Source organism: Bradyrhizobium sp. 1200_D9_N1_1 (assembly GCF_052075915.1).
GTDB classification, from domain to species: domain Bacteria; phylum Pseudomonadota; class Alphaproteobacteria; order Rhizobiales; family Xanthobacteraceae; genus Bradyrhizobium; species Bradyrhizobium diazoefficiens.
Genome location: NZ_CP197226.1, coordinates 5134421 through 5158035, shown reverse-complemented (window position 1 = coordinate 5158035; position 23615 = coordinate 5134421). Strand labels below are relative to the sequence as shown.

Here is a 23615-nt window from a genome sequence, read left to right as displayed (position 1 = left end):
TACTGGTTCACACCCTATCGCGCAGGGCTCGCCACCTCCAGCGTTTCGTTAAGAAAGAGTTAAGATGGAGCCAGCCGGTCTCAGGCCGGCTGCGGCACGGGCGAGCGCGCGATCAGGCGGACGACGTCGTCCCACTGCTGCTTCTCGGCGAATTTGACCGCAAAGCCGTTGTCGAACTTGCGGATGACGCGGCCGACGCAGGCGCCGATCGCAAGCGGGGTACCGATCGGCGGATCGTATTCGCAGGATATCGCGACGCCGGCGGTGGAGACGTCGATGATGAAGCAGGGATGGGTGCTGCCGTCTGCGAGCGTCAGGAAGGTGTGAGAGACCTGCGGAACGAAGCGGGCGTCATTGCGCAGCTCTTGGACGCTGGCGTCCCTCTGCTTCTTCTCCAGCCAGGTCAGCTTCTCCGACATCCAGGCGCGCCGCGCCCGCGTCATGTCGAGTTCCATCAGGAAGCCCGACTTCAGCGTCGCGCTGATCGTGCACTGGAATTCGCCGAAATCCTGGAAGTACGAGGTCACGCGCTCGCCGATCTTGCCGACGACAGGCACGTCCACGATCATGCGGAACGGCGAGACGCGCTTGGTCCGGCAGGCGAAGGTGCGGAGCTTGCCCTCACAATCGTACCAGCGCGGCAGCGAGTAGCTGCCGCTCACGGTGACTTCCACTGCACGCTGCCTGAGGAATTCTGCGATGGACATCCGCGCCAATCGGGTTTCGGAGTATTTCCGTACTTCCACGGTAGCGGTCAAATTCTAAGTAAATGATACCGCCGCTCAGGAGCAGGGGTAAATTTCCGGTAAACGCGTGGCCGGGTCATGCACCGGCGAAAGCGGCATAAGGTCCCGATTATGGGGCACGCAAGTTCACAACACCGTCATTGAGAGCGACGGCTCGGCCGTGGCGTTCAGAGAGAGCCGAGCAGAACGAGACAGGCCAGCACGGCCACGGCGACAAGGAGCCTGGTCGTTTTCCAGGCCAGACTCTCCGCACCAACGTTCAATCCGAACCACGGCAATGCGTGCCGCAGCGCGCGCGTTGCGAATGCTTCGACGATGGCGAGCGCGAGGGCGATGCCGGCAAGGAACGCCCATGACTCGGCTGGGGGGATCCACGGCGCCAGCCAGGCAGGCACCGAGCCTTTGAAGGACGCGAGCAGCGCGAACCAGCCGAACAGGTATGTGAAGCTCTTGATGACGTCGGGTCCGAGCGCATCGGGCTCGAGCCGGATGCCGATCGCTGCGAGCGCGCGCTCGATGCGCTCACCGTCGGCGAAGAAGAGAAAGGCGCCGAGGTAGAGCGGAACCCGCGACATGAAGAGGAGGGCCATCAGTCCGAACAGAACCGCGTAGCCGTAGGCGTCGCCGAGAATGTGCATGCCGCTGACGGGCGAGGGCTCCGGCGCGGTCGCGGCCTGGCGCGGCGGAAGCGACCTCGCTCGCGCCATGTGCTCCAGCATCCTGGCGCGGCGGTCCGGTGTGTAGGGCGTCGTGCGCTGCATCCAGGGCGGCAGTGCCGGCGAGGCAATGCCGGATTGGCCGTCCGAGGGGGATTTGCGCTGCTCCATGGGTCCACACCGGTTCCAACAGGATGTTGGTCGGAGGTGAGGGCCGGAGAGGTTCACGGGCATGGCGGTGAATTTCACTGCATCGCCCGCGCGCGGATGGCGCTCCCTAGCGGAATCGAACCGCTCTCTCCACCGTGAAAGAGATGAGAATAGGTCCATGGCCGTCCATCTCCGTCCAAATTAGCGAATTTAATCAACAAATACTGCCACATAGAGCCATGCCAGTCCATTGACGTCCAGCCACGGATATTGGACAAGTGTTGGACACGACGCTTTTTCAACCGCTCCAAGGTGGCGAAAATGGCCCGCACAGTGCGCGACGCAAATCTGGAAAAGAGAGAGGCCCGTAGGCGACTGGCTGCGCGCGGCAAGCCGTATTACCGGGTCATGGAGGAGGGCGTTCACCTCGGCTACCGGCGGCTCAAGACCGGCGCGGGTTCCTGGGTCGTTCGCCACTACGTCGGTAATCAGAAATACGAGGTCGAGACGATCGGTCCGGCCGACGACCTCTCCGACGCAGACGGTGTGAAGATCCTCAGCTTCTCCGAGGCCCAGGCGAAGGCGCGCGAACTGATGGTGGGACGCGCGCACAAGGCCGCTGGCAAGAGTGGTCCGCTCACCGTGAAGGCCGCCGTCGACGCCTATATCGAATTCCTGGAGGCCAAGCGGAAGTCCGCGAGCTTCAGCCGGTACGCCGCGGACGCCTTTATCCTGCCGGAGCTCGGCGAGATCGAGGTGAAGGATCTCACGAAGGACCAGATCGAGACATGGCACCACGGCCTTGCCAAGGCCGGCGCGCGCATCCGCAGCGCAGTCAAGAAGGGCAAGGAACAGCGCTTCAAGGAGATCGACGACCCGGAGGAGCACCAGAGGCGCCGGAGATCCACCGCAAACCGCATCCTGACGGTTTTGAAGGCCGCCCTGAACAAGGCATGGCGGGAGGAGAAGGTGCCAAGCGACGCGGCCTGGCGCGCGGTCGAGCCGTTCAAGGGCGTCGATGCCGCTCGGATGCGATATTTCGAGCTCGCCGAAGTGACGCGGCTCCTCAACGCGTCAAACCTGGATTTTCGTAAGTTGGCCCGCGGCGCGGTCGAGACCGGCGCGCGCTATGGCGAGCTGACGAGGCTGAAGGTGGTCGACTTCAGCCACAACAGCGGCACGGTGGCCATCCGGAAATCCAAATCCAGCAAGTCGCGCCACATCCATCTGACTGACGACGGTGTCGCTTTCTTCCGGTCTATCACCGCTGGCCGGGCCGGCACTGCTTTCCTGTTCGTGAAGGAGAACGGAGAACCGTGGAAGAAGGACCACCAGAAGGATCCGATGCGCGAGGCCTGCGCGCGGGCGAAGATCGACCCGCCGATGGGCTTCCACGGTCTCCGCCACACATGGGCGAGCCACGCGGTCATGAATGGGGTGCCGTTGCTGGTAGTGGCGAAGAACCTGGGGCACAGCGACACCCGGATGGTCGAGAAGCACTACGGTCATCTAGCGCCCAGCTACGTCGCTGATGCGATCCGCGCCGGCGCGCCAAGGTTCGGCGTCGTCGAAGACGGAAAGGTTGCGGCGCTGCAGGCTGGTACGTGATCATGGCGCCGCGGCATTCGTTCAAGAACGAGATCGCCGAGTATCGCCGCGAGCTCGGGCCCGGCGAAAACGATCGAGAAATCCTGCTTATGCTCGCCGTTTTGGATCGCTGGCAGGAGCATCCTGACGCGGACACGATCTGGCGAAAAATATCTGCTGCCGTGCCGGGCCTATCGGCCCAATCCTTCATTGGAGGTGTGCTGCACGTCCGCGAAATGTGTGACCGGCTGCGTCACGTTCTCGAAGAATCGCCCGCGCTGGTTGCCGCCGTACGCAATTCTGCTGCGAAGGATGACGCCGCAGATCAGTACGAAGTCGCTGCTGTGAAGCGTCGGGGAGCGAAACTCTTGCTCGAGGACTCCGACCGGCTCGTCGGCCGCAAGAAAGACGGCGCGCATCGGCAGGAGTTCATGCGGATGACCAGCCGCATGGTCCTAGAAAACTGCGGCCAATACCTTGACGATGTCGTTGCCTCCCTGACCGAGATCGCTTTCGGCGACACGACCGACGGCCGAGCCGTTCGCGATGCCAGGCGGTCCCCCAAGCGCCGCCGGGACATTCACACCCCGAAATAGAGGGCGAATGTCCCTCTGGGAACTCCGGTAAATCGTCCATCCATCCACGTGCGGCCACACCACACGCATGGAGATGGACATGGAAAGCGCAGTTCAGAATTTTTTCGGCAAGAGATCGTTTCGCATCGACGAGTTCGCCACCCGCAATTCAATCTCGAGGTCGCAGGCCTATATCGAGGTGAAGGAAGGGCGCCTCAACGCGCGCAAGGTCGGCAGCGCGACCCTCATCACCATCGAGGACGAAAGCGCCTGGCTGGCATCCCTACCGCAGACCAAGTCGCACGCCGACACTCGCGCCGCCTAAACGAGAAACGCCGCCTCTAGCCAGGCGGCGCTCGTTTTTGTGCAACAGCAGATCGATCACACTCATGCATGTAGCGCAGCAAATTCCTGCCCGCAATACGTCTCAACGCGCCGACCCGGTCGAGGTCTTCCGTGCCCGCGCCTGGGCGGTCGTCAAGCTTCTTGAAAACCACATGATTGCCGACAAGCAGACCGCGGTTGACGGCCTGTGGAGATTTGCCGAAGCCCACGGTGTGGTTCGGCAGATTGGTACCGATGCCGCACAGGCAATTCTCTCGGAGGCCTTCCGATGACTAAGAAGAAGGCCGAGGCAGGCTGGCAAGGAAACCTGCTCATATCGCCCTCGGGCGCACCGAAGCCGCTCCTGGCGAACGCAATCACGGCGCTTCGCGAGTGCCCAGCATGGGAGATAGCGTTGTCGTATGATGTGTTTGGCATGCAGACCATGCTCGACCGCGCACCGCCTTGGGAGGGTGGGCTCGCCTGGGACCCGCGCGCCTGGACACCGCAGGACGATCTACTCGCGACCGACTGGATGCAGCGGCAAAACATCGGCATCAACGTTGCGACTATGGCGCAAGCGATCGAAGCGGTTGCTCGAGATCGCCAGTTTCACCCAGTGATCGACTACCTCGAAAATCTGGAACACGATGGAGAAGGCCGCATCAAGGGATGGCTAGCCAAATATCTGGGTGCCGAGCAAAGTGCCTACCATGATCAGGTTGGTCGGGCGATGCTCATCGCTGCGGTCGCCCGCATCTATGACCCTGGGTGCAAGGTCGACACGGTACCCATCCTGGAAGGGCCACAGGGCGCACGCAAATCGACCGCTATCAAAGCCCTGTTCGATCCATGGTTCACTGACGAAATTGCAGACTTGGCTTCGAAGGACTCGGCCATGCAGACCCGTGGTGCGTGGGGAATCGAGATATCCGAGCTTGATGCTATGTCCCGCGCTGAGGTGTCCCGGATCAAGGCCTTCATTTCCCGGACCGCCGATCGGTTTCGGCCGCCGTACGGCAACAGGATCATCGAGAGCCACCGGTCGTGTGTTTTTTGGGGATCTACCAATTCCGACGACTACCTGAAGGACGCCACCGGCGGCCGTCGCTTCTGGCCAATCAAGGTCGGTAAGATCGATATCGACAGCCTCAAGCGCGATCGCGAGCAGCTTTGGGCCGAAGCCAAGCGGCTCTACGACGCGGGGGTGCATTGGTGGCTGTCCGGCGCTGAGATCATGGGCGAGGCAGAAGAACAGCAGAGTTCACGCTATGTCGGCGATCCCTGGGATGCGGCGATCGAGCGCTACGTCGCAGACCGAGACGAGGTGACCATCGAGCAGGTTCTTCGGGATGGTCTTGGCATTGAGATCATCCGCTGCACACAGGTCGAAATGACGCGGGCCGCTCGATGCCTCAAGATTCTGGGCTTCAACCGTCACCAGCGGCGCAGTGGTGACAAACGGCACTGGGTCTACCGAAAACTGGTGCCAGGTGGTGCCGGCGCGATCGCCGGCGCAAAAGTCACCACTCTCACACCGGTGACACGCAGCAGAGTGGTGACACGCCAAGAGCTTGAGAAACAAGCATGATCACCAGTGTCACCACTGTCACCACTATGATCTTAGACGTGAACAAGTGGCGTATTTATAGGATGTATGGAAACGGGTGGTGCCATCTGGTGCCGGTGGTGACAGAGGGCGGGATTGACCTCGTTGTCGACTGTGGTGCATTGGCCGTTGAAATTCCGAGCTCAACCGCCGGAATGCGCGCCAGGCACTATGCTCGTCGATGCGCTGGCAATCATCGCTGCCTTATAATCGGCGCTGAAAATCAATCCTCCACTTCGACAAGGTGGCGTGTCGAATCCAAAAGGGCTGCAAATGCAATATCGTCGCCATGCCATGTCCAACGCACGGCCAATATACGTCGCACTCGGCCGGCAATCGCTGGAGGAGGGGACTATAAATACGCGCGTAACGTAGTGCGTCTGGCAATTGAAGCGCCCGCGACGACGCTGGCGAAGCGGCTGAACTCGCCGAAAGGCCTGGCTTTGGTCCCAAGAAGACCGGGGGTGTGGGTGCCTACCCCCAGACGACAACAACCGGTGTATACTTCGAGGTTGTCGCTGTTTTTCGCGGCCTTCTCTCCCAAATCCACCGTGTCGTTTCGTGTCATCGCGAGTGTGTCGCATGACTGAACCGATCCGCACGGCAGCCGGCATCGTCGAGATGTTTGTGGAGCGAGCCAGGGTTCTTGGGTTGAGCCATCGCGAGGTCGATGATCGCGCGCATCTCGGCGAAGGCTATTTCAGCAAGCTGGCGTGCGGTGATCGCCGTCCGACGGCCGTGACGATCGAGAAGCTCTGCGCCGCGCTTCAGCTCGCGTTGCTGATGGTTGATGACGCCCAAATGGGCGTTTGTGAAACGAACGAACGCAGCGATTATCCTTCCAACGAAAGGAGCGGTGATGAGCGACGTACACTCAATTCCGGTCAGGGTGCCGGAAGATCTTCGCCAGAAGCTCGAAGCTGAGGCCAAGGCGACCGATCGCTCATTGTCGGGCATGGTGCGCTTCTTGCTGCAAGAAGCCTTTTCGAAGCGCGCGAGCGCGGAGAGGACTGCGGCATGAGTTTGCCCCGTACTCCGGCGGCGCCGCGGGCGCCAGCGGTGATCAGGCGCCTTCCGGCCCTTGAGCGCGAACTGGCGGACCTCAAGCTTTTGCTTGCCGAACGCGTGCTGGCGGCCACCGAGGGCGCTCCTGGGGCCCGTGAGAGGCTTGTGGCGCTCGTCTCTGACATCCGCGCGCTCGAGGCCGCCGTGGAAGCCAATGGCCTCGCACACGAGCTCGCGCAGCGTCTGGACCGCGAGGCCGTTGCTGAGTGGCGGCTGCAGGTCGAGGCCGACCCCGTCGCGGCGACGGAAGGCATCACGAAAAAGGCGTGCTGTGGCATGTGCAGCGAGGCGCACGGCTGCGTCATCACGCGCGGCGAGCAATGCGCGCATCCGGTCACGGTTGGCGGCGTTGGTCCGCGTCGCCAGGGTGATCCCGTGAGCAGGAAGCTTTTTCAAACGGCCGCGGCGCACCTCAAGATCGCCGGCTATGAGCAAGAGGACGCCGCATGACCGACACCACCATCATCGCGCCGACGGTCCCGACGACTACCGAGATTCCATCCGATCCGGGCGAGGCGGCCACGGCGCTCGCCGCACGCATGGCGGATAAATCCTGGGCGGATGGTTTCTTGAAAGGCGGCCCGCAGGTCGCGGAATATCAGAAGCTGTCCGAGGTCGCGGCGAAGAAGACCGACGCCGACCAGGTCACCCTCGCGATGGAGGGAAAATATCTGCCGGTCAACAATGCCGATCACATCACCATGATGGGCACCGCCGGGATGCTGCGCGAGGCCGGCATTGAAAGCGACGTCATCAAGCAGGTTCTGTCCGGCGGGCCGGTATCGGCCGAGGAGCGCGCCACGGCGGAGAAGGTCAAATCGAAGCTGATGGGCAACCCGGATTGGTCCAAGAAGTGGCTCGCGGGGGACGCGGAGGCAAAACAGCAAATGATGCTTTTGAACATCGTCTTGGCCAGCGACGTGAAGCAGGAGCAGCAGGCATGACCCCGTCGACGCCGGCAGGCATGGCTCTCAACCTCTTGAGCAACAGCTACGGCGGCACCGGTTTGCAGCAGCAAGTCGCCGACGAGACCGACGAGATCCGGCGCAAGCGGTTGCAGCAGGCCAAGTCCGCGGGCTTCAGCCCGGCCGGCCAGGCGCTCGCGATCGACTACGGCATGATGTCCGTGCCCGGCGCGCAGTAATTCGGCAAGCCCGCGTCCCGGCCTCCGCAAGGACACGGCCGGTTCGGGTGAGTACGGCTCCCGCAAGGGCAAAGCCGAGTACGCAGACAGCCCCCGGAAACGGACACGGCTGACACCTCCGGTCCCCGCTCAGGCGGATACGGCCACAGCAAGGCGTACTGGTCCCCGTAAGGGCAAGGCCGGAACATCGGGGCCCCGCAAGGACAAGCCCGGGACGACATCAAGGCAGGACGCGGAAAACAGCCGCGTGTGCCAACGGGAGAACTCACTCTCGATTTGCGATTTGGAGCGGTTGAAGGTGGATACGAACGTCGTTGCACAGGAAGGGCCCGCGATGGCCGCTCTGAACGAGCGGCAGAAGCGGTTTGTGCACGCGCTCTTTCTGGCGCCCAGGTCGCACGGCTCGCGCACGTTCGCCGCAAAAGCAGCGGGCTACGGCACGCCGACGAGCTCGCGCAAGTCGCTATCGCAGATCGGGCATCAGCTATCCACCGATCCGAAGGTTCAAGCCGCAATCTCGGAGGTGTCCGCATCGTATTTGACGACGCTCGGGCCCCCGGCAGTCCGCGCACTCAGGAAGTTGCTCGAGGATCCAGGGCACAAGGACCACGGCCGCGCGCTCGGCATCATCATGGACCGCGTGACGCCGATACAGTCAACGGCCGTGCTGAAGGTCGAGGGAGAGGTGAAGATTTCTTCGGGCGATGCGGCTCGCGTGATGGATCGGATCGAAGAGTTGTCGACGAAATTTATGGTCGCGTTGCCGCAGCCGAAAGTCATCGAACACGAGGCGACCGAATGATGACTTGCGGCCATCGGTACACCCTGGTTTTGGCAAGCCTGGCGAAGCGCGCTCTCGCTGGAGAAATGCCAAACAATATGCGGCTCGAATTCTTGCAGCACTTGGACCGGATGACTGACATGTGGGTGACGCCAGAGGTCATCGCTATGGTCGATCCGATGGACGAGCGCGGGTATCAGTTATCGAGGGAAGCGGCGAAGCTTGGTTATAGGGGAAGGCCTTCTGCTCTCGATATTTACGCGCAGAAATTCGAGATTTTCGCTGCGCTCAATCCAAGTTTGCAGCGGGCCTATGACGCTGCGTTCAAACGCACCCACCAATTTCACGATGCCTAAATAGGAGAAGATCGAAATGGGCACCACACCTACGCAAGAGGCGGCTCACAAGGCCAACGTGATTGCATCGGAAAGCACGCGCCAAGCCGCGCTCGGAGCGGCCCGCGCCGCCTACAACAACACACCCGCGGCGTGGCCCGCATATGATGCGGCAGTCAAAGCGGCCGACGCTGCGCATCTTCGCGCGGTCATCGCCAGTGCGGCGGCGAACGGTTTGGATGGTCCAAGGCAAACGCTGCACGAATTAACCGGCAGTTGGGTTTGAGAGCTCCAAAGGGATTGCAGGATCCCTGTTTCATCCGCGGAAAGGCCGGGACTGCGGGGAGAAATCCCGGCCACAGTTTTGCAGGTAGGAATGAGCGACAGAGAGGCGGCAATCATCGGACTGAAGCGCGAGATCAAGATGGTCCGCGCGAAGGCGCGCGAGCTGAAGGCGCAGAACGACGCATGGCGCGACGTCGCGAAGACGCTGCGGCAACTCGCTGGGCTTAATGACGTGCAGTATTCGCGTTTGTTGTCGGCAGCATCGTTGCCGATCGAATAGGCCGCGCGTTTCGGATTGAGCTGTCTCCGTCAAACAGCTCCGACTTGGACACGTCGTTAACGACCTTCGGCGCTCGACCGGCTCGAGCCGCGCCTCAAGGTCGGTCCGATGTCCTCTCGCTATCTCAAGAAATTGGCACCTTTGCTGGCGCTGCTGCCGATGACTGGGATAACCCCAGCCGCTGCCCAGCAGCAGGTCATTCCAGGCATCACCCTGCCGCCGCAGACTGTCATCGGCAATATGACGTCCTTTAGCGGCAACGCCGTCGCCGTGTCGATGGCGCAGCTTCGGGCAAACATGACCCTGCCGATCGCGACCACATGCCCGTCCAGCAATTGGTTCAACAGCCTGTCATCCCTGGGCATTCTGGGGTGCACCCAGCCCACCGTCAACGACATCAGCGGATTCGGTTCCGGAGTTGCGAACCTTCTTGTCAGCCCGTCGAGCGCCAATCTCCGTGCCGCCCTGACTGACGAGACTGGAACGGGACTCGCCTATTTCCAAGGGGGTGACATCGGAACGCCGTCGGCTGGCGTCGGCACAAACCTGACCGCACTGAACGCCTCGAACCTTGGGTCCGGGACCGTCGCGGCCGCGCGCGGTGGAGCTGGCACCATCACCGGTGCCCTGAAGGGCAACGGCGCTGGCGTGGTTTCGCAGGCGGCCTGCGCTGATCTTTCGAACGGCACCGCGCTGTGCTCGACCACGCCGGGCACGAACGTCGCGACCGCACTCGCCAATGCCGCCAACGCCAACGGCGGAATCGCCACCACGACCGGCAGCTCGACCGCATGGACGCCGACGATCACCACGAGTGGAACGGTCGGCACGCCGGCTTACTCGACCAACAACGGCGTCTATGAAAAGGTCGGCAACACGGTCAACGTGTTCTTCAACATCCAGCTCTCGGGCTGGACCGGCTCTCCGACCGGCAACGTCAGCATCGCCGGCCTGCCAATCGCGGCCGGAGGCAGCGGCTTCGGAACCTGCAACATCACGGGATATTCTGGCGTGCTGTCGATCGGCTGGGTATCTGGCGTGCCGAGCAGCAGCACCATTATCCTAGAGGTGATCCCGCAGACTGGCGCGACAGGATTTGCCAATCTGACCGCGGCGAACGCCGGGACCACCTTTGCCATCAAAGGCGGTTGTTCTTATCCCACCTGACCGGGGTGCGTTGCGGCTCTGCTTAAGGCCGAGTCATCGAGTAGGTAGTGCGCACTTTAAGCGCGTTTCGGATTGGGCTTTCCGTAACTGGCCCCGCCTTTGGACATCGGCGTGAACGTCTTCCGCAGGCCTCAGCGAGTGGGGCCGAGCCCTCCTTCCGCGTCTGCGCGGAACGGGCCCTCGGAAGGCCACTCGGATGTTCGCCAGCTTCACTGGTCGCCTTGCCCTCGCGGCTGCTTTCGTCGCGTCGATTTCGCCAGCTCTGGCGCAGATCCCCAACTTCACACTGCCGCCAAGCACCGTAGTTGGCCGCAGCGCCAACGGCACCGGTCCGGCACAAGCGATCCCATTCAGCACGCTCATCGCAGCCATGCTGCAATCGAGCCTGACGATCCCGACCGTCAACACGAACTCGGTGATCTACAAGGGCTCGACGAGCGGCCAGGCGACCGTCAGCGCGCAGGCCGTCGCCGGCACACCGACGATCAAATGGCCGACGCAATCAGGCACCGTCCCGACGTCAGCGACGTCGCCGATCTTGCTCGACGCTGTCACCGGTGTGGTCAGTTGCCCGACCTGCGCGACCAGCACGTCCGCTGCATCGCCGATCGTGGCATCCAGGACACTCGCTCAGACGCTCAATCTGGCGTCTTTCCCCGGTCTTGTGACAGTCGGATATGCGGCGGCCGGCGATGGCGGCGGCGCCACCTTCAAGAACGTCGGCAGCGCGCCGTTCATCGACAGCCAAGTCAATTCAATTTCGATCGTCAATGCGGGCTCTGGCTGCACGAATGGCACGTACTTTGGGATTTTCCCAACGGGGGGGACCGGCAGTGGCCTGCAAGGAAACGTCACGATCGCGGGCAACGTCATGTCGTCGTTCTCGACAACGGGAACGGGCGGCAACGCCTATACCGTCAATGACGTGCTCACGGTCGGCGGCATAACGGGTTGCGTCACAGCGCCGACGATCAGGGTTCTCGGCGTAACCTCTACCATTGCCAGCTTTACCGATGCGGTCGGAACCCATTTCCAGATCGTTCCAAGCGCCGGCAACTACGTCAACATTCGGCAATTTGGCGCCAAGCAGGATTATACGGCCGCCGGCGGCGACGCTGCTGCGACGGACGATCAGGGCGCCATCCAGAATGCTTTGCGCTATGCCGGTTATAGGGTCGGATCCCCGGATGCCGGAGGCTATCAGGGGCGAACGGTTATTATTCCGCAAGGCGCCTCCAAGGTCTGCAATGGTCTAATCGTCCCGACCAACGTAGTTTTGATGGGGCAAAGCAACGGCGGGAGCGAACTTAAACAGTGCGACGCGGACTCCTCCGCGACCAATTTCATAACGCTCGGGGACCCGCAGAACCATCAGACCGCGTTCTTTCTCGGCCTCGAAAATTTAACTCTCTTCGGAGCCAATTCTGGGAGCGGCGGCGGCGCCGCGATGGTTTACTCCAATAGCGCCCAAGCGCCCGACGCTCTTAAAAACGTGTCGGTCTATCCGGTGTACCGCTACTGCGTGCTGACGCAGACAGGTTATGGCGGCCCGAGCATATTCGCTATCCACGGTAGCTACTTTATCCCCAATTCCGCCGTCTCGCCTTCGCCCTGCGTAGCACTCGCGGCCGCCTCCAACAACGTGATCGACAATGGCACGTGGTTCAGCTCTGGCGGTTCGCCGTGGACCGGCGCCGGTATTCAAGTCAACACCAACGCCGGCAACGTGCATCGCTATGTCGATGTCCACTGCGAGAACATCCATGACTGCGTTATCGTCAACGTCGCAGCCGGCGGCAATGCCACGATGACCAAGGTCGAAGGCATGGTCGGCAACGCCACCGTCACCAACGTCGTCAATCGCATTGCCGGCTCGGCCACGGGCCAGCTGAAGGTCGAAATGACCACCGGCAACGGCGCGACCTGCAACGTCCTCAATGGCGCCAGCTGTGCCGCCACGCTGCCGGTCGTATCCGACACGACGTACTGAGCGACCGATGACTACCGGCGAACGGGCTGGAGGTTCATCAGACGTCCCCTGCCATTTTACCGCTGTGCATCTACGGCGGGATAGGGATCCAGCCTTTGGCGTTGTATTCGACCGCGATGCCCTTTTCCTGGAACTTTTTCGTCAACTCTGGGCGAGGTACGATCCCGTCCCAGTTGCTGTCTCTGCAGCGCCGACAAATCATTACGCCACCCCATGCTTGAACCGGCTTACCGTCGTAAACATGGGGTCCGAACTGAAACGCTCGCTCACATATGAAGCAATCGTACATGATCTTGGGCTCTACCATTTGCGCTTCCTTTGCCCGCTGTTTACTGCACTGCATCCTTTGTGGTGTTGGTTCCGACAAATAGGTACACGAGGTCTCCAAGCTCAGGCTGCGTTGGCTTGTCGACATCGATCTTATAGGGAGTGGAAGCCTCGATCGCGACCTTCAAGGTGCCAGCTTTGACGGCTCCTGGGCCGGATATGATCCCGAGATGAGATCCGCCGCCATCAGAGAGCGTAGCGCCTTCCCACTGAGCCTTTTGAAATGCCCGATAGAACGATTGCGCCAAATCTTTGCCGAGCTGATTCAGGTACATGATCTGCACTCTGTGCTTCGGAATTTGAGAGAGACGTTGCGCTAGATCGGAGATTTGCTGATCTGTGAGGGGTTTCCACGAAAAACCTACCGTAACCGATATTATTCGGTTGAGCCCAGCGAGCTCCCCTTCGAGGCGATCGACTTTGCTCTTGGCTTCGTCAGGAGTGGACACCGCCAACTTGTTCTTGAAGTCGTCGCGCTGCTTTTCGGCGAGCGTAGCTTCCCCTTTTGCTGTAGCAACCTGACCCGAATAGTAAGTCGAGGCAGCGGTCCAAACCGAAACCGCGACGATTGCTGCCAAGGCTAGGAATACGAATGGGTTGGCGGCGATCAGTGCCGCATTCTTCTCTAGGAATTCCAACATCCCGGCTCTCCCCGCCCGACCGGGAGCGTACCTTAGAATCGAAGCGCCCCGAAAGGGGATGGATTTTTAACCAAATCAGTGATGCAGTGTCCGTGGGTGTGAGAACCCGGACCGAAATAGGCTGGCGATCGATTTGGCGTCGATTGCTGCCGAAAGCGCAGTGAGCCTTGGCGGGCTTGCTAGGCGCTATGGAGCGCCTTGGCGGGCGCGCCGATCTGGCTTTTATGCCGGGGGCGGTGCGCCATGTCCAGAGCCGCGAGGCTTAAAAGCGCTGCCGACCTGTCTTTCGGCAGGTTCTCACCCCCCGGCTGCCCAGTTCGTTACAGGGCGCAGGCTGTGAGAAGCCAAACCGAAAGCAACCACCATGACCATCGATAGACCCATGTTTCCGCCACGAGCGGAGTCCGTGGATTCGTTTTCATCCCATGCCGCTGTAGGACAGCGGAAAACGGGAAAACGCGCCAGCGACTCTCCTGGGCCCGTTCCAAGCCCATCCAACGTCCTCACGTTCCCGGGGCGCAAGTTTGAGCCTGGGTGTTACCAGCCGACCGGGCGACAAGCCGCCTCGCGCAAACGCAATCCGCTCCGGCATCCCTGCCACAGCGTGTCTCACGCGGTGACGATCGCCGGGAAGATCCGGAGAGGCGAGGCCCTGCGGACCGATCCATTCCTCGACGAGGGCGCCATACTTTGGAAGGGCGTGGAAGCCGCCCGCCTCCTTCTCGGGGAGCTATTCGAGCTCGCCGTGAAGCAAAGCGGGAGTATGGGACAATGAGCAGCGCCATTCGATTTCCCCAGCCCGACGTTGCGAAGGCCGAACGTGACCGCATGGACGCCGGTGCCTACCATCACTTGGAAGGCGACCTGCGCGATTTGGTCAACATGGGTCGGATCGCGGCAGATCTCGCGCACGATGCAGACGGCGAGCCGCCGCTCTGTGAGAAGCGAAACCTAGCCCTGTTTGCCGTCTACCATCTTCGAGAGATGCTTCTTCGGTTCGAGATGAAGTACGACGACGGCGACTGGCGGGTCGGGTCCACCGAAGGCGCGACCGGCAGCGGCTGATGACGCACCGCCGGCGGTTGTGCCGCTAGTCCCTAAAAGATACGCCGCCGGGACACTGCATTCGAGCCCGGCGGCGACTTGTCTCAAACTGAGTACTCATGCTGGAGGGCTCACGAACGAAGTTGATGTGGAATAGGCTGTCCCAGCTACGCGCTTTCAGTGGGAGCAGCAAATGTCGATCGTGAGAGCTATCGCCCTGTTCGTAATTCTCGCATTCGGAGGCATCGTGATCGCCGCCGGGGTCATGACATCGCCAGCATCGGCTAGCAAAATGGATGGCAAGGCTGGGGGCTGGGGGGGACGTAACACAGCGCATTACGATGCCCCGAAAAGCGGCACAGCGAAGCCGCCGACTTCTGCGAAAAAGCCACCCGCGCAGTGAACATAAAAGGCGGCCCGCCGCTTCACGCTGGCGGGCCTCAGCGACCAAAATCCGACAATGCGAAGAACATCGCGCGCCCGTATTTTTACGGAATCCATTTTTGGAACGAGGTGTTTTATTGAAAGAACACCGGCGATTTAAGTACCGATTTCTACTTTGCCCGGGATGGCCGCAGTGGGGGCTGGAACCACCTGCGGCTTTTCCGGTTTCGAGCCGCTTTCCCAACGGGCCTTGGCACAAACTGCACATGGCAAGGGAAAAAATCCCGGATACGCTAAGATGATGCGTGAAGGATGGGGTTTTCGGTTTTTCGTTTGGGTGCTCGGGCTCGCCCCCGTGGTCCTCGTGGCAATCTTATTGTTCAAGCTTTGAGGCCGCTCCAGTTGGCCAGCACACAAAGGAACAATCGGCCTTGGCGGCGCGTTTGCTAGCGCCCCCAGCCGAAAGGTAGCCCCCCCACTGCTGGAGGAAAACCCGCAAGGCGGGTTGGCGGCCCCGTATTGGGGCCGTTTACAATTCCCGCTTCAGCTTGCGTCGTCCCCAATGCGGTTCTTTGCCCTTGGGATTGAGCTCCGGGACGTAATGTCTGTTCAGCGCCCGCATGACCCCGATACGAGCGAACATCGTCGGACCGCCTCGCTCGACCACCAGGAGCAAGGCTTCCATCGCTGCGCGCCATTCGGGCGCGTCATGCTCTCTCTTCGGCAGCGCCGCGATGTACTCGCCGGCCTCGCGCAGCGTGGCTAGGCTGCGACCGTCGACCTCGATCGGCTCCTCGAAAGGCCGCCCCCAGCCCGCCTTCATCAGGTCTGCTTCACGCTGTCCGCGATTGCGTGTTCAACTTCTGAGGCGAGAACGGTCAGGTGATCGGCCAGCTTCCTAAAAAGCTCTCGTTTCTTCGGGTCAGTCGCCAGGTCGCGGATGAGGGCACACTCGGCGGCATCTGTGCGGAGCCTTTCCAACTGAGCCTGCATGTCCTTCATTGCAGCTACTCCGTTCCTGTCCGGAACACTACTGCCAATGTTGGGAAACGAACAGAACGGTGCTCCGAGCTGTGAGTAAGCTCGGACCTGCTTGAGCTTCCCCAAGGTCCAAGCACCCCACGGCCCCGGCCTCAACGCCCACCACGAAACCCCACGGCCGGGGCCGTTTTTCCCGCTACGGCCTCGCCGGTCATGCCCGGCGCTCGGCTAGCGAGCGTTCGAGCTCGCGAACTGCGGCGGCATACCGCTCTCGAAATCTGGCCTGACCTCAGCTCCGCGGTGGCCGCACCCGGCACAGACGAAGCGCGGCTCGACGTCAGATAGTCGAACATCGTCCGGCCAGCGATCAGCACTCAGAGCAACGTGATGGCCGCAATGGCAATAGACCAGGACGCCACGCAGACCCATTTCGCGCATCTCGCCGAAGGTGATCTTGACGGGGCGGCCGTCAACGTGCGCGGGCGTTTGGCGTCGGACAGGGCGAGGCATGCCGCCATCGAAGCGCGGCGCAGGCCAGAGTCAAATTGTCGATTACTGGTGGGTCAGAGCGCGCGCGAGATACTGCGCGTCGTGGGTGTGCGTAAGTGCTCTGTAAAAATTACGCGTCAGACTGGTCTGGTGCGGAGCAATCGACGGAGGAAACTATGAACCGTGGTTATAAGTCTCGAAGTTATGATCCACCCAAAGGATATGAAATATCTGTCCCACTCGATAACCGAGGAAGCGCTTTTTCCCCACAAAATGCAGCGCGGTGAAGGCTTCCACCTCTTCAGTTACAGAATTGGGGATGGCACGCTTAATGCGGTACTTCGGGATTTGCTCGGCGCCGAGACCGCTGGCGGGAGCTTGCCTAATATCTCTCCACGGCATGCGGCTTAGCATGAAGATGCGCTTTGCCAATGCCAAACGATCATCATCACCGCAGCAATTAAATGAGTTACCGGAGCCGTCCTGCATTTTTTCAAATGAGAACGCAGGTGGCATCTCGTCTATTCGCGGTGGAGAATCCTGGACGCCCGCCTTCAAAAACGGGGCTTTAATGCCGTGCTGCTGTATGAACTTCTTTTTACCCATACATGTTTTTGACGTACTCAGCCTCCAACTGAGGGCGGAAAAATTCCGCCATTGCTTCGGGGGTTATCTCCGCGCCTTGGGCCGCCTTATAAGCATCTACCCAAGGTTTCTCCTCATGGGTCATATTGCGAAGGCGCCAAGCCGAGAACTGTCCGTAGTATTCGAAGATATCGTCTAGTGCTCGCTTGTCTTTCTCGTCAAAAATCGACGGATCAAAGTCATTAACGACAGGGATCGTTCTGCTGCCGTTTTCCTTGTAGGCATGATAAATTTCCGGAACGACAGGCCCGTGATCCCAAGCGACTACACGCTCCTTGAAAAGCTTCTCGCCGCGCATCGCCGTAACCAGACCTTGCGCATAGTAGCAAAGCTTCTGAAGCTTAAGATTGGAAATGTCATTGTCCTCAGCGTCGGCCGACGCGAGGGCAAATTTGGCGATGTCCTTTGCCGAATAAATTTTGAAAGCCAATTTGCTCACCTCGATTTTGACGCTCCGGGGACGCGGGGGTCGGAGGGAACGAACTAAGAACAGATGTAGGCGCTGCTTCTGGCTATAATAAGACGCGGCACTCGCCAATAGGTTCGCCCTGATTCGGTCATAATTAGTTAAGGCGTGCTGTAAGTGACACGGTCCCGTCCTGCGTGGGACGGCGACGGGGGCGCCAATCTTAGGCGAGCAGCACATCGACTGCACGCCTCGCGGGATGCTGATGCCTTGCATGGGGCAGCATCAGCACGACATCGACGAGCTCGCGATCGCGTCCGCCGCGGCGCGGTAGTTCGCCGCCAGTGCGCTCAATCCTTCGCGCGCGAGGAAGAGATCCGCGTCGTCAGCCCATTCCAGGCAAAGGCGCTCCATGTGGCGCAGCTCATCTAGCCGGCGCCGCTTGCCTGTCCATACGCGTATATTGGACAGTCGTTGGACACGGCGGCAAAGGATGGTGCTAAGTGATTGATTTTTATGGCGCTCCCTAGCGGAATCGAACCGCTCTCTCCACCGTGAAAGGGTGGCGTCCTAACCGATAGACGAAGGGAGCAAACGCTAAGCCCCGCCGCTTTTGACGGCACGGCCGCGGCCGCGCGAGTCGTGCCCGCCGGCTTGCAGCGGGCGAACGTATAGTGTCCTTTCGGCCCGTGGGCAAGCCGTTCGGGAACGGTCTTTTGGAATCGTGGACAGCGCCGGCGAGGGGATGATTCGGACCCGATTTCAACGGTTTCTTAGGGCTCCCTGAGGTAGCGCTGGAGCGGGAGATTTCACGCCAATGCCACCGCCCAAGAAGCGCGCAGACCGCAAGCTGCTGTCGCAGCACGCCTGGATCACGCTCGACGGCGGGTTCGCGGCGCGGCATTGCCTGGTCCAGGACATCTCGAGCTCGGGCGCCAAGATCACCCTGGACGAGGACGCAAGCCAGCTTCCGGGCGTGATCCGGCTGGCCTTCGCGCGCGATGCCCGCACCGGGCGGAACTGCCAGGTGGTCTGGCGCCGCGGCAAGTCGGCCGGGATCAAGTTCATCTGACATCCACCTAGTGCGACCCGGATGGCGCGCCGCACCTCGCCGGGCTAGAACGCTCGCATGCGCACACAGCTCCTCATCCTGATCTCGTTGCTGGCCACGTCCGCAGCCGCGGCAGAGCCCTTGCGCCTTCCGGCTGCCGAGCCGCCGCAGCAGGGCAAGACCCTGCCGCTGAAGGGCGCTGGCGGGACGGCAAAGGCGGGCGCATGCGCGTCCTATGGCCGTGGCTACCACATGGTCGAAGGCACCGGCACCTGCGTGAAGATCGGCGGCTCGATCAGCGTCGACGCCGCGGTCCGGCGCTAAAGCCGCATGCCGCCGGATCTGTTGCGGCTCGATATCGTCGTCCCCGTGCTGATGTATTGCGCGCTGCTGTGGTGGGTCGGCCGCGGCCTGAGCTGGCCGGCGCGGCTCGCCACTGCTGTCGTGACGCTGGTGCTGATCATCTGCGTGCTGCTCGTCGAGCGCGGCTGGCTCTAGGCGCGGCCGTCAAAACAAAAAGTGCGAAAACAACCCCATGCACAGTAGCCGTCAAGCGCGGCGATGCCGCCGGCCGCGTGCGCCGGAACGGCGATTCCTCGCGTGCTCATCGCAGCTTACGCCGCGCCAGCGGCTCACGACATCGGCGGTGCGACAAACTGGGCAAAGCCGGGGCGGTTGCCGAGCTCGGCGAGCCAGCGCGTCAGGTTCGGCTGCGCCGGCCGGGTGATGCCCTCGACGCCGAGCCAGCGCCGCGCATAGGATCCAACAGCGATGTCGGCGAGCGTGAACTGGTCGCCCTCCATGAAGCGGCGCGTCGAGAGCAGGCGATCGGCGATCGCCCAGACCTCGACGGCGGCATCGGCATCGCGCTGCACCTGGATCATGTCGCGCTCGGCGGGCGCCGTGCGCACGATGCCCCAGAACACGGGGCGGTCGACCGGCTGCACCGTCGACAGTGTCCAGTCGAGCCAGCGGTCGACCGAAGCTCGCTGCTTGGGCGCGTCCGGATAGATCGGCGTGCCGCGTCCATGCGCGAGGCAGAGATAGCGCATGATCGAATTGGATTCCCACAGCACGAAGTCGCCCTCGACCAGCGTCGGGATCCGCGCATTCGGGTTCATCGCGAGATACTCGGCCTCGCGGGTCTTGCCGTATTGCATGCCGGCATCGATGCGCTCGTAGCGAAGGCCAAGCTCGGTGAGGCACCACAGCACCTTCTGCACGTTGACCGAGTTGGCGCGGCCCCAGATCGTCAGCTTGGTGTCAGGCATGAAGCTTCTCCCGCGGCGTTTTCAATTGTGCGGGTGATAGCGGAATTTCCTGTGCCGGACGACGGCGTTTGCGGCGCGCCCCTCATGCAAAAAGCTCCGCCATGGGCAGAGCTTTCATTGCAGGTTGAACCAGCTCGTCAGTGGCCGAAGAACAGCCACAGCAGAAGGATCACCGGGATCGGCACGCCCAGCATCCACAGCAACAATCCTCGTCCCATTGCGTCCTCCTCCAATCATCTTGTCGAGGAGTGAACGTGCGCGGCGAGGGCTTGTTCCTATGGAAAAGGCCCTACCAGTGGCCGGTGTTCGGCATCGACGACCACGGTTCCTGCGGCGCTTTCGGCTCGCCCTTCTGCAAGAGCTCGATCGAGTGCAGATCGGGCGAACGGACGAAGGCCATGTTGCCGTCGCGCGGCGGCCGGTTGATGGTGACGCCGGCCTTCATCAGCTTCTCGCAAGTGGCGTAGATGTCGTCGACCTCATAGGCGAGATGGCCGAAGAAGCGATCCTCGCCGTACTTCTCCTCGTCCCAATTGTAGGTGAGCTCGACCAGCGGCGCGCCGCGCGTTTGCGGCTGCTTCTTCAGCGCCTCGAGATCGTCCGCCGAGCACAGGAACACCAGCGTGAAGCGCCCCTTGTCGTTCTCGATCCGCCGCACCTCCTTCAAGCCCAGCGCATCCTGGTAAAACTTCAGCGCGACATCGAGATTGCGCACGCGCAGCATGGTGTGAAGGTATCGCATGGTTGTTGCTCCCTTGAACGGATGGGGTTTTGCTTTGGGCCGGGACGGCGGGGGTAGGAGATAGCAGGAAAGTGGGAGGAGGGGCAGGGGGCGGGGCAAATGTGCGTGAGGGAGAGGCGGCCAAGCGCGGACCAAGGCTGCGGCGGTGGCAGGCTGGCGAAGGCAAATGAATCTAATGCACTGTCACCGTAATTCGGTGGGGCGATCCCTGGCCCTGCCGTCTGCCGCGGGTCTGTCATCTAGTGGTAGACGCGCACGGAAACGACAACTATCATTTGTTCCCCGGGGCGGGGACATATCGAATGCAAGAGCCAATCTTCGACGCGATAGCCGTGACCTATCGGGGGCTGTTCGCGGATCAGCATCTCGTTGACGCGCAGCAATTCGGCAAATCACTGATAGGTGTGACGAAGCTCGCCAACAGCATTTGCCACGAGATATTCCACGAAGAGATCACGCACGACCCTCGCTCGTATCAAATCCGATTTTGTGTCGGCCCGAGCAAGAAGAACGGCCTCATTCAAGAAATCTTCGCCGTCGTCACCTCCGGCCAGATGCCACTCTATACCCCGATCTTGATGACTGTCGGAAAGAAGCTAACCGAACTTATCATTGACGCCGTGATCGAGAAGGCGCTCGGCAAGAAGAAAGATACAAGCAACGCCGTCGATAAAATCCACGAGCTTGCAATGACGCACGCCGAGTTCTTGCAACAGGTGTTGAGAGGTCAGATGCGACAAGGCCGGGCTAATGAAGATCATCAACGAACTTCATCGTGAGAACCGCGCATCGTTGCGACAGATACCGGAGCCTGTCGGGCGAACCGTGCGGCTCTTGCAGATAGGTGACGCACGCAATGGCATCGTCATAGATGAACCGGCGGCGGAGGTGTTGCGGTCGCCGGATCAACTCACGCTAGGCGAGCCGGTCACGTATGACGTGAAAATCCACGGTGTATTCAAGACGAACGGCGCATGTCGCATTGAGATTTTGGATCAGAAGAAAATCGTCTCTGGCAAGATCGCCGACGCCACGCTCGAAGCGCCTCACAACGTCTACACCAAGGCTCTCGACGAAGGGGCCGTCCTCCGCGTTGTGGCGCAGCCGACCATGAAGGACGGTAAATTGCACCGGCTGTTCATCACTGGCGCGAAGCTCGCGCCGAAACGACGCGCTAAAGCATAGGTCCAGCAATTACGGTGACAGTGCATTTAATCGCCGCGAAACCAGCGGCGTGGCCGTGAATAAATTCATTGCACTGTCACCGTAGCTCCCGTGAGGTTTAGTCTGTCGGAAGCCCGTGCCGTGCAAAGCAGGACCTCACCTTTCCAGCTGGACCGGCGGGGACCCGATAGGCGTGCCAATCCTCCTGTGTATATCCGACAGCGCGCAGGCATGCAGTCGCCGCGCCGTCTTTGCGTTTGGCTTCTGCAACGGTAGTGCCGTCACGTTGTGCCTGACAGACAGGATCGTGATGGCAATTGATACGGGCCTGAGCCGCGCCTGCGAAGCTCAATGCCAGCGAAGTGAGCAACAACGTCTTACAAAGTCTCATTTTGAAAATCCCACGGTTAAACCGCGTCGATAGTAGAAGTGGCAAACAAAGCCACAAGTAGTCGTCCGCGCTTTACACAAGGATTTGGAGCCGGTGGTCAGCATCACTGCAATTGCGGAATTACGGCGACAATCAAACTCTCCATCCAATGCGAGGCAGTTCTCTGTGACGCTGGGCGCTGCCAGTTTAGTGCACTGTCACCGTAATGCGCGATGTGTTTGCAGGGAATGCTAGCCCGCCCTGTCGCTAGGGCAAGGCGCGGGACTATGGTGACAGTACCTCAATTCATTCGCCCGGCGGTCCCACGCCGTAACAGCTCACACGCCTACAGCTTCCCGAACTCATCCAGAGTTCTGATGACCAAAGGCATGAACTCATTGCCGCCGCCGTGGCCGGCGTCTTCGAGAATATGCAGCCTGGAGGTCGTCCATCGCTTGTGCAGTTGCCACGCCGTGGACAACGGTCCGCTGACGTCGAAACGGCCATGGATCAGGGCGCCGGGAATGCCGTTCAATCTCGATGCGTCGCGGATCAATTGATCCTCCTCGAGAAATGCGGCGTGGCGCCAATAGTGAGTGACCAGACGCGCAAAGCGCAGTCGAAACTCCGCGTCGTCAAATCGGGGATTTGGCCGATGTCCCGGGGTGAGCGAGACGTGCGCGTCCTCCCACTCGCACCATGCCCGGGCGGCTCTGTCGCGAACGGTCTCGTCGGCATCGGCAAGCATGATTGCGTAGGCATCGACGAGCGGCATGTCGCGGAGATGCCGGGGGACAGTCTCGGAAAAGCGCTCCCATTCCCTTGGAAAGATGCGCCCGACATCCTTGGTGATCCATTGCACCTCTGCACGCGATGTCGTCGTCACGAACCCGAGCACCATCGCTTTCACGCGTCGCGGATGCGCTTGTGCGTAGGCGAGGCCAAGCGTGGTTCCCCAGGACAAGCCCAGGATGATCCAGCTTTCGACACCGAGCAGCTCGCGCAGCCTCTCGATGTCCGCGACAAGGTGAGCGGTGGTATTGCTTGCCAGGTTCGAACCCGACTGACTTGCGAGCGGAAGGCTGCGACCGGAGCCACGCTGATCGAACAGCACGGCCCTGTAGACATCAGGATCGAAAAATCGTCTCTGACCAACAGAGCAGCCCGTGCCCGGACCGCCATGCAGGAAAAGCGCCGGCTTGCCCGCGGGATTGCCGCAACATTCCCAGTAGATCTGGTGGCCGTCGCCCACATCCAGCAATCCAGTCTCGTACGGCTCGATAGGCTGGAACTGGGCCATCGCTTTCTCCTGGTGCCTTTTGGCAGCCTTTCTCTATGCCGCAATCGCGGGCTTTGGCAGGCCGGATCTATCGGGCGAACGAATTTAGTGCGCTGTCACCGGATCG

At 61.2% G+C, this 23615-nt stretch carries 34 protein-coding genes and 1 tRNA gene; 22 read left to right on the top strand and 13 right to left on the bottom strand.

The window, feature by feature from the left end; translation table 11 throughout:
- Positions 1-80: 80 nt before the first annotated feature.
- Both AB5K84_RS25010 and AB5K84_RS25005 read right to left on the bottom strand, forming a co-directional pair.
- Positions 81-707, bottom strand: coding sequence for a pilus assembly protein PilZ (locus tag AB5K84_RS25010; protein ID WP_038967123.1), 627 nt, complete (start codon positions 705-707; stop codon positions 81-83).
- A gap of 206 nt (positions 708-913) precedes the next feature.
- Complete coding sequence (locus AB5K84_RS25005; protein ID WP_038967124.1) at positions 914-1573, bottom strand: hypothetical protein; 660 nt, start codon at positions 1571-1573, stop codon at positions 914-916.
- 300 nt (positions 1574-1873) lie between these two features.
- Between AB5K84_RS25005 and AB5K84_RS25000 the strand changes: the two genes are divergently transcribed.
- The 16 genes from AB5K84_RS25000 to AB5K84_RS24925 all read left to right on the top strand — a co-directional run bounded on the left by AB5K84_RS25000 (position 1874) and on the right by AB5K84_RS24925 (position 12694).
- The gene (locus AB5K84_RS25000) at positions 1874-3160 is read left to right on the top strand and encodes a tyrosine-type recombinase/integrase (RefSeq protein WP_441232691.1); all 1287 of its coding nucleotides are present in this window, start codon (positions 1874-1876) and stop codon (positions 3158-3160) included.
- Entirely contained in the window at positions 3157-3735 is a 579-nt protein-coding gene (locus AB5K84_RS24995) for a hypothetical protein (RefSeq protein ID WP_441232690.1), read from the top strand. Before AB5K84_RS25000 ends, AB5K84_RS24995 begins: the two co-directional genes overlap by 4 nt.
- Positions 3736-3814: 79 nt before the next feature.
- A complete protein-coding gene (locus AB5K84_RS24990) occupies positions 3815-4039 on the top strand; it encodes a DNA-binding protein (RefSeq protein WP_441232689.1) in 225 nt (74 codons plus the stop codon).
- Positions 4040-4103: 64 nt separating this feature from the next.
- Entirely contained in the window at positions 4104-4331 is a 228-nt protein-coding gene (locus tag AB5K84_RS24985) for a hypothetical protein (protein WP_441232688.1), read from the top strand.
- Complete coding sequence (locus AB5K84_RS24980) at positions 4328-5629, top strand: VapE domain-containing protein (protein WP_441232687.1); 1302 nt, start codon at positions 4328-4330, stop codon at positions 5627-5629. The genes AB5K84_RS24985 and AB5K84_RS24980 overlap by 4 nt, the downstream gene beginning before the upstream one ends.
- A 600-nt stretch (positions 5630-6229) precedes the next feature.
- On the top strand, positions 6230-6571 hold the full coding sequence (locus AB5K84_RS24975; RefSeq protein WP_441232802.1) for a hypothetical protein: 342 nt from the start codon (positions 6230-6232) through the stop codon (positions 6569-6571).
- Complete coding sequence (locus AB5K84_RS24970) at positions 6507-6668, top strand: ribbon-helix-helix domain-containing protein (RefSeq protein WP_441232799.1); 162 nt, start codon at positions 6507-6509, stop codon at positions 6666-6668. The genes AB5K84_RS24975 and AB5K84_RS24970 overlap by 65 nt, the downstream gene beginning before the upstream one ends.
- On the top strand, positions 6665-7162 hold the full coding sequence (locus AB5K84_RS24965; protein WP_441232686.1) for a hypothetical protein: 498 nt from the start codon (positions 6665-6667) through the stop codon (positions 7160-7162). Before AB5K84_RS24970 ends, AB5K84_RS24965 begins: the two co-directional genes overlap by 4 nt.
- Positions 7159-7656, top strand: coding sequence for a hypothetical protein (locus tag AB5K84_RS24960; protein WP_441232685.1), 498 nt, complete (start codon positions 7159-7161; stop codon positions 7654-7656). Before AB5K84_RS24965 ends, AB5K84_RS24960 begins: the two co-directional genes overlap by 4 nt.
- Positions 7653-7856 (top strand): hypothetical protein, encoded by a 204-nt coding sequence (locus AB5K84_RS24955; RefSeq protein ID WP_441232684.1) that lies wholly within the window; start codon positions 7653-7655, stop codon positions 7854-7856. Before AB5K84_RS24960 ends, AB5K84_RS24955 begins: the two co-directional genes overlap by 4 nt.
- Before the next feature lie 298 nt (positions 7857-8154).
- On the top strand, positions 8155-8658 hold the full coding sequence (locus tag AB5K84_RS24950; protein ID WP_441232683.1) for a hypothetical protein: 504 nt from the start codon (positions 8155-8157) through the stop codon (positions 8656-8658).
- A complete protein-coding gene (locus AB5K84_RS24945) occupies positions 8655-8993 on the top strand; it encodes a hypothetical protein (RefSeq protein ID WP_441232682.1) in 339 nt (112 codons plus the stop codon). Before AB5K84_RS24950 ends, AB5K84_RS24945 begins: the two co-directional genes overlap by 4 nt.
- Positions 8994-9009: 16 nt before the next feature.
- Positions 9010-9258, top strand: a complete 249-nt coding sequence (locus AB5K84_RS24940; protein ID WP_441232681.1) for a hypothetical protein — start codon at positions 9010-9012, stop codon at positions 9256-9258.
- A 90-nt stretch (positions 9259-9348) separates the two neighbouring features.
- Positions 9349-9537 carry a hypothetical protein gene (locus AB5K84_RS24935; protein ID WP_441232680.1) on the top strand — a complete coding sequence of 63 codons (189 nt, stop codon included), beginning with the start codon at positions 9349-9351 and terminating at the stop codon, positions 9535-9537.
- A 141-nt stretch (positions 9538-9678) separates the two neighbouring features.
- Complete coding sequence (locus tag AB5K84_RS24930; protein WP_441232679.1) at positions 9679-10704, top strand: hypothetical protein; 1026 nt, start codon at positions 9679-9681, stop codon at positions 10702-10704.
- Between the two features lie 196 nt (positions 10705-10900).
- Positions 10901-12694: a hypothetical protein gene (locus AB5K84_RS24925; RefSeq protein ID WP_441232678.1), complete on the top strand. Its 1794-nt coding sequence runs from the start codon at positions 10901-10903 to the stop codon at positions 12692-12694.
- Positions 12695-13023: 329 nt separating this feature from the next.
- On the opposite strand, the gene AB5K84_RS24920 is transcribed toward AB5K84_RS24925, so the two are convergent.
- On the bottom strand, positions 13024-13662 hold the full coding sequence (locus AB5K84_RS24920) for a hypothetical protein (protein ID WP_441232677.1): 639 nt from the start codon (positions 13660-13662) through the stop codon (positions 13024-13026).
- A gap of 771 nt (positions 13663-14433) precedes the next feature.
- Between AB5K84_RS24920 and AB5K84_RS24915 the strand changes: the two genes are divergently transcribed.
- Entirely contained in the window at positions 14434-14727 is a 294-nt protein-coding gene (locus tag AB5K84_RS24915; RefSeq protein ID WP_441232676.1) for a hypothetical protein, read from the top strand.
- Between the two features lie 892 nt (positions 14728-15619).
- Here the strand turns inward: AB5K84_RS24915 and AB5K84_RS24910 are convergent.
- From AB5K84_RS24910 to AB5K84_RS24880, 7 genes are all read right to left on the bottom strand, one after another.
- Entirely contained in the window at positions 15620-15913 is a 294-nt protein-coding gene (locus tag AB5K84_RS24910; protein ID WP_441232675.1) for a hypothetical protein, read from the bottom strand.
- Complete coding sequence (locus AB5K84_RS24905; protein ID WP_038967560.1) at positions 15913-16092, bottom strand: hypothetical protein; 180 nt, start codon at positions 16090-16092, stop codon at positions 15913-15915. Before AB5K84_RS24905 ends, AB5K84_RS24910 begins: the two co-directional genes overlap by 1 nt.
- Before the next feature lie 207 nt (positions 16093-16299).
- Positions 16300-16581 (bottom strand): hypothetical protein, encoded by a 282-nt coding sequence (locus AB5K84_RS24900; RefSeq protein ID WP_441232674.1) that lies wholly within the window; start codon positions 16579-16581, stop codon positions 16300-16302.
- 153 nt (positions 16582-16734) lie between these two features.
- Positions 16735-17166, bottom strand: a complete 432-nt coding sequence (locus AB5K84_RS24895; RefSeq protein WP_404522406.1) for a hypothetical protein — start codon at positions 17164-17166, stop codon at positions 16735-16737.
- Entirely contained in the window at positions 17159-17635 is a 477-nt protein-coding gene (locus AB5K84_RS24890; RefSeq protein WP_404522405.1) for a Panacea domain-containing protein, read from the bottom strand. Before AB5K84_RS24890 ends, AB5K84_RS24895 begins: the two co-directional genes overlap by 8 nt.
- Positions 17636-17896: 261 nt before the next feature.
- Positions 17897-18025: a hypothetical protein gene (locus AB5K84_RS24885; RefSeq protein WP_441232673.1), complete on the bottom strand. Its 129-nt coding sequence runs from the start codon at positions 18023-18025 to the stop codon at positions 17897-17899.
- A gap of 103 nt (positions 18026-18128) precedes the next feature.
- Positions 18129-18203, bottom strand: a tRNA-Glu gene (locus tag AB5K84_RS24880).
- Between the two features lie 225 nt (positions 18204-18428).
- On the opposite strand from AB5K84_RS24880, the gene AB5K84_RS24875 reads away from it, so the two are divergent.
- Genes AB5K84_RS24875 through AB5K84_RS24865 form a run of 3 tightly spaced genes read left to right on the top strand, consistent with a single transcriptional unit; the run spans position 18429 to position 19160 of the window.
- Positions 18429-18683 carry a PilZ domain-containing protein gene (locus AB5K84_RS24875; RefSeq protein WP_028171312.1) on the top strand — a complete coding sequence of 85 codons (255 nt, stop codon included), beginning with the start codon at positions 18429-18431 and terminating at the stop codon, positions 18681-18683.
- 57 nt (positions 18684-18740) lie between these two features.
- On the top strand, positions 18741-18986 hold the full coding sequence (locus AB5K84_RS24870) for a porin (RefSeq protein ID WP_011087168.1): 246 nt from the start codon (positions 18741-18743) through the stop codon (positions 18984-18986).
- A 6-nt stretch (positions 18987-18992) separates the two neighbouring features.
- Positions 18993-19160, top strand: a complete 168-nt coding sequence (locus AB5K84_RS24865) for a hypothetical protein (protein WP_011087169.1) — start codon at positions 18993-18995, stop codon at positions 19158-19160.
- A 134-nt stretch (positions 19161-19294) separates the two neighbouring features.
- On the opposite strand, the gene AB5K84_RS24860 is transcribed toward AB5K84_RS24865, so the two are convergent.
- Together AB5K84_RS24860 and AB5K84_RS24855 are read right to left on the bottom strand one after the other, a co-directional pair.
- Positions 19295-19933: a glutathione S-transferase family protein gene (locus tag AB5K84_RS24860; protein ID WP_011087170.1), complete on the bottom strand. Its 639-nt coding sequence runs from the start codon at positions 19931-19933 to the stop codon at positions 19295-19297.
- A 289-nt stretch (positions 19934-20222) separates the two neighbouring features.
- Positions 20223-20675 carry a VOC family protein gene (locus AB5K84_RS24855; protein ID WP_011087171.1) on the bottom strand — a complete coding sequence of 151 codons (453 nt, stop codon included), beginning with the start codon at positions 20673-20675 and terminating at the stop codon, positions 20223-20225.
- A gap of 302 nt (positions 20676-20977) precedes the next feature.
- Here AB5K84_RS24855 and AB5K84_RS24850 point away from each other — a divergent pair, with 302 nt between their 5' ends.
- The gene (locus tag AB5K84_RS24850) at positions 20978-21454 is read left to right on the top strand and encodes a DUF7946 domain-containing protein (RefSeq protein WP_038967125.1); all 477 of its coding nucleotides are present in this window, start codon (positions 20978-20980) and stop codon (positions 21452-21454) included.
- Positions 21426-21860 (top strand): DUF7947 five-stranded beta-barrel domain-containing protein, encoded by a 435-nt coding sequence (locus tag AB5K84_RS24845; protein ID WP_011087173.1) that lies wholly within the window; start codon positions 21426-21428, stop codon positions 21858-21860. The genes AB5K84_RS24850 and AB5K84_RS24845 overlap by 29 nt, the downstream gene beginning before the upstream one ends.
- Before the next feature lie 695 nt (positions 21861-22555).
- On the opposite strand, the gene pip is transcribed toward AB5K84_RS24845, so the two are convergent.
- Positions 22556-23509, bottom strand: coding sequence for a prolyl aminopeptidase (gene pip / locus AB5K84_RS24840; RefSeq protein ID WP_011087175.1), 954 nt, complete (start codon positions 23507-23509; stop codon positions 22556-22558).
- Positions 23510-23615: the final 106 nt, after the last annotated feature.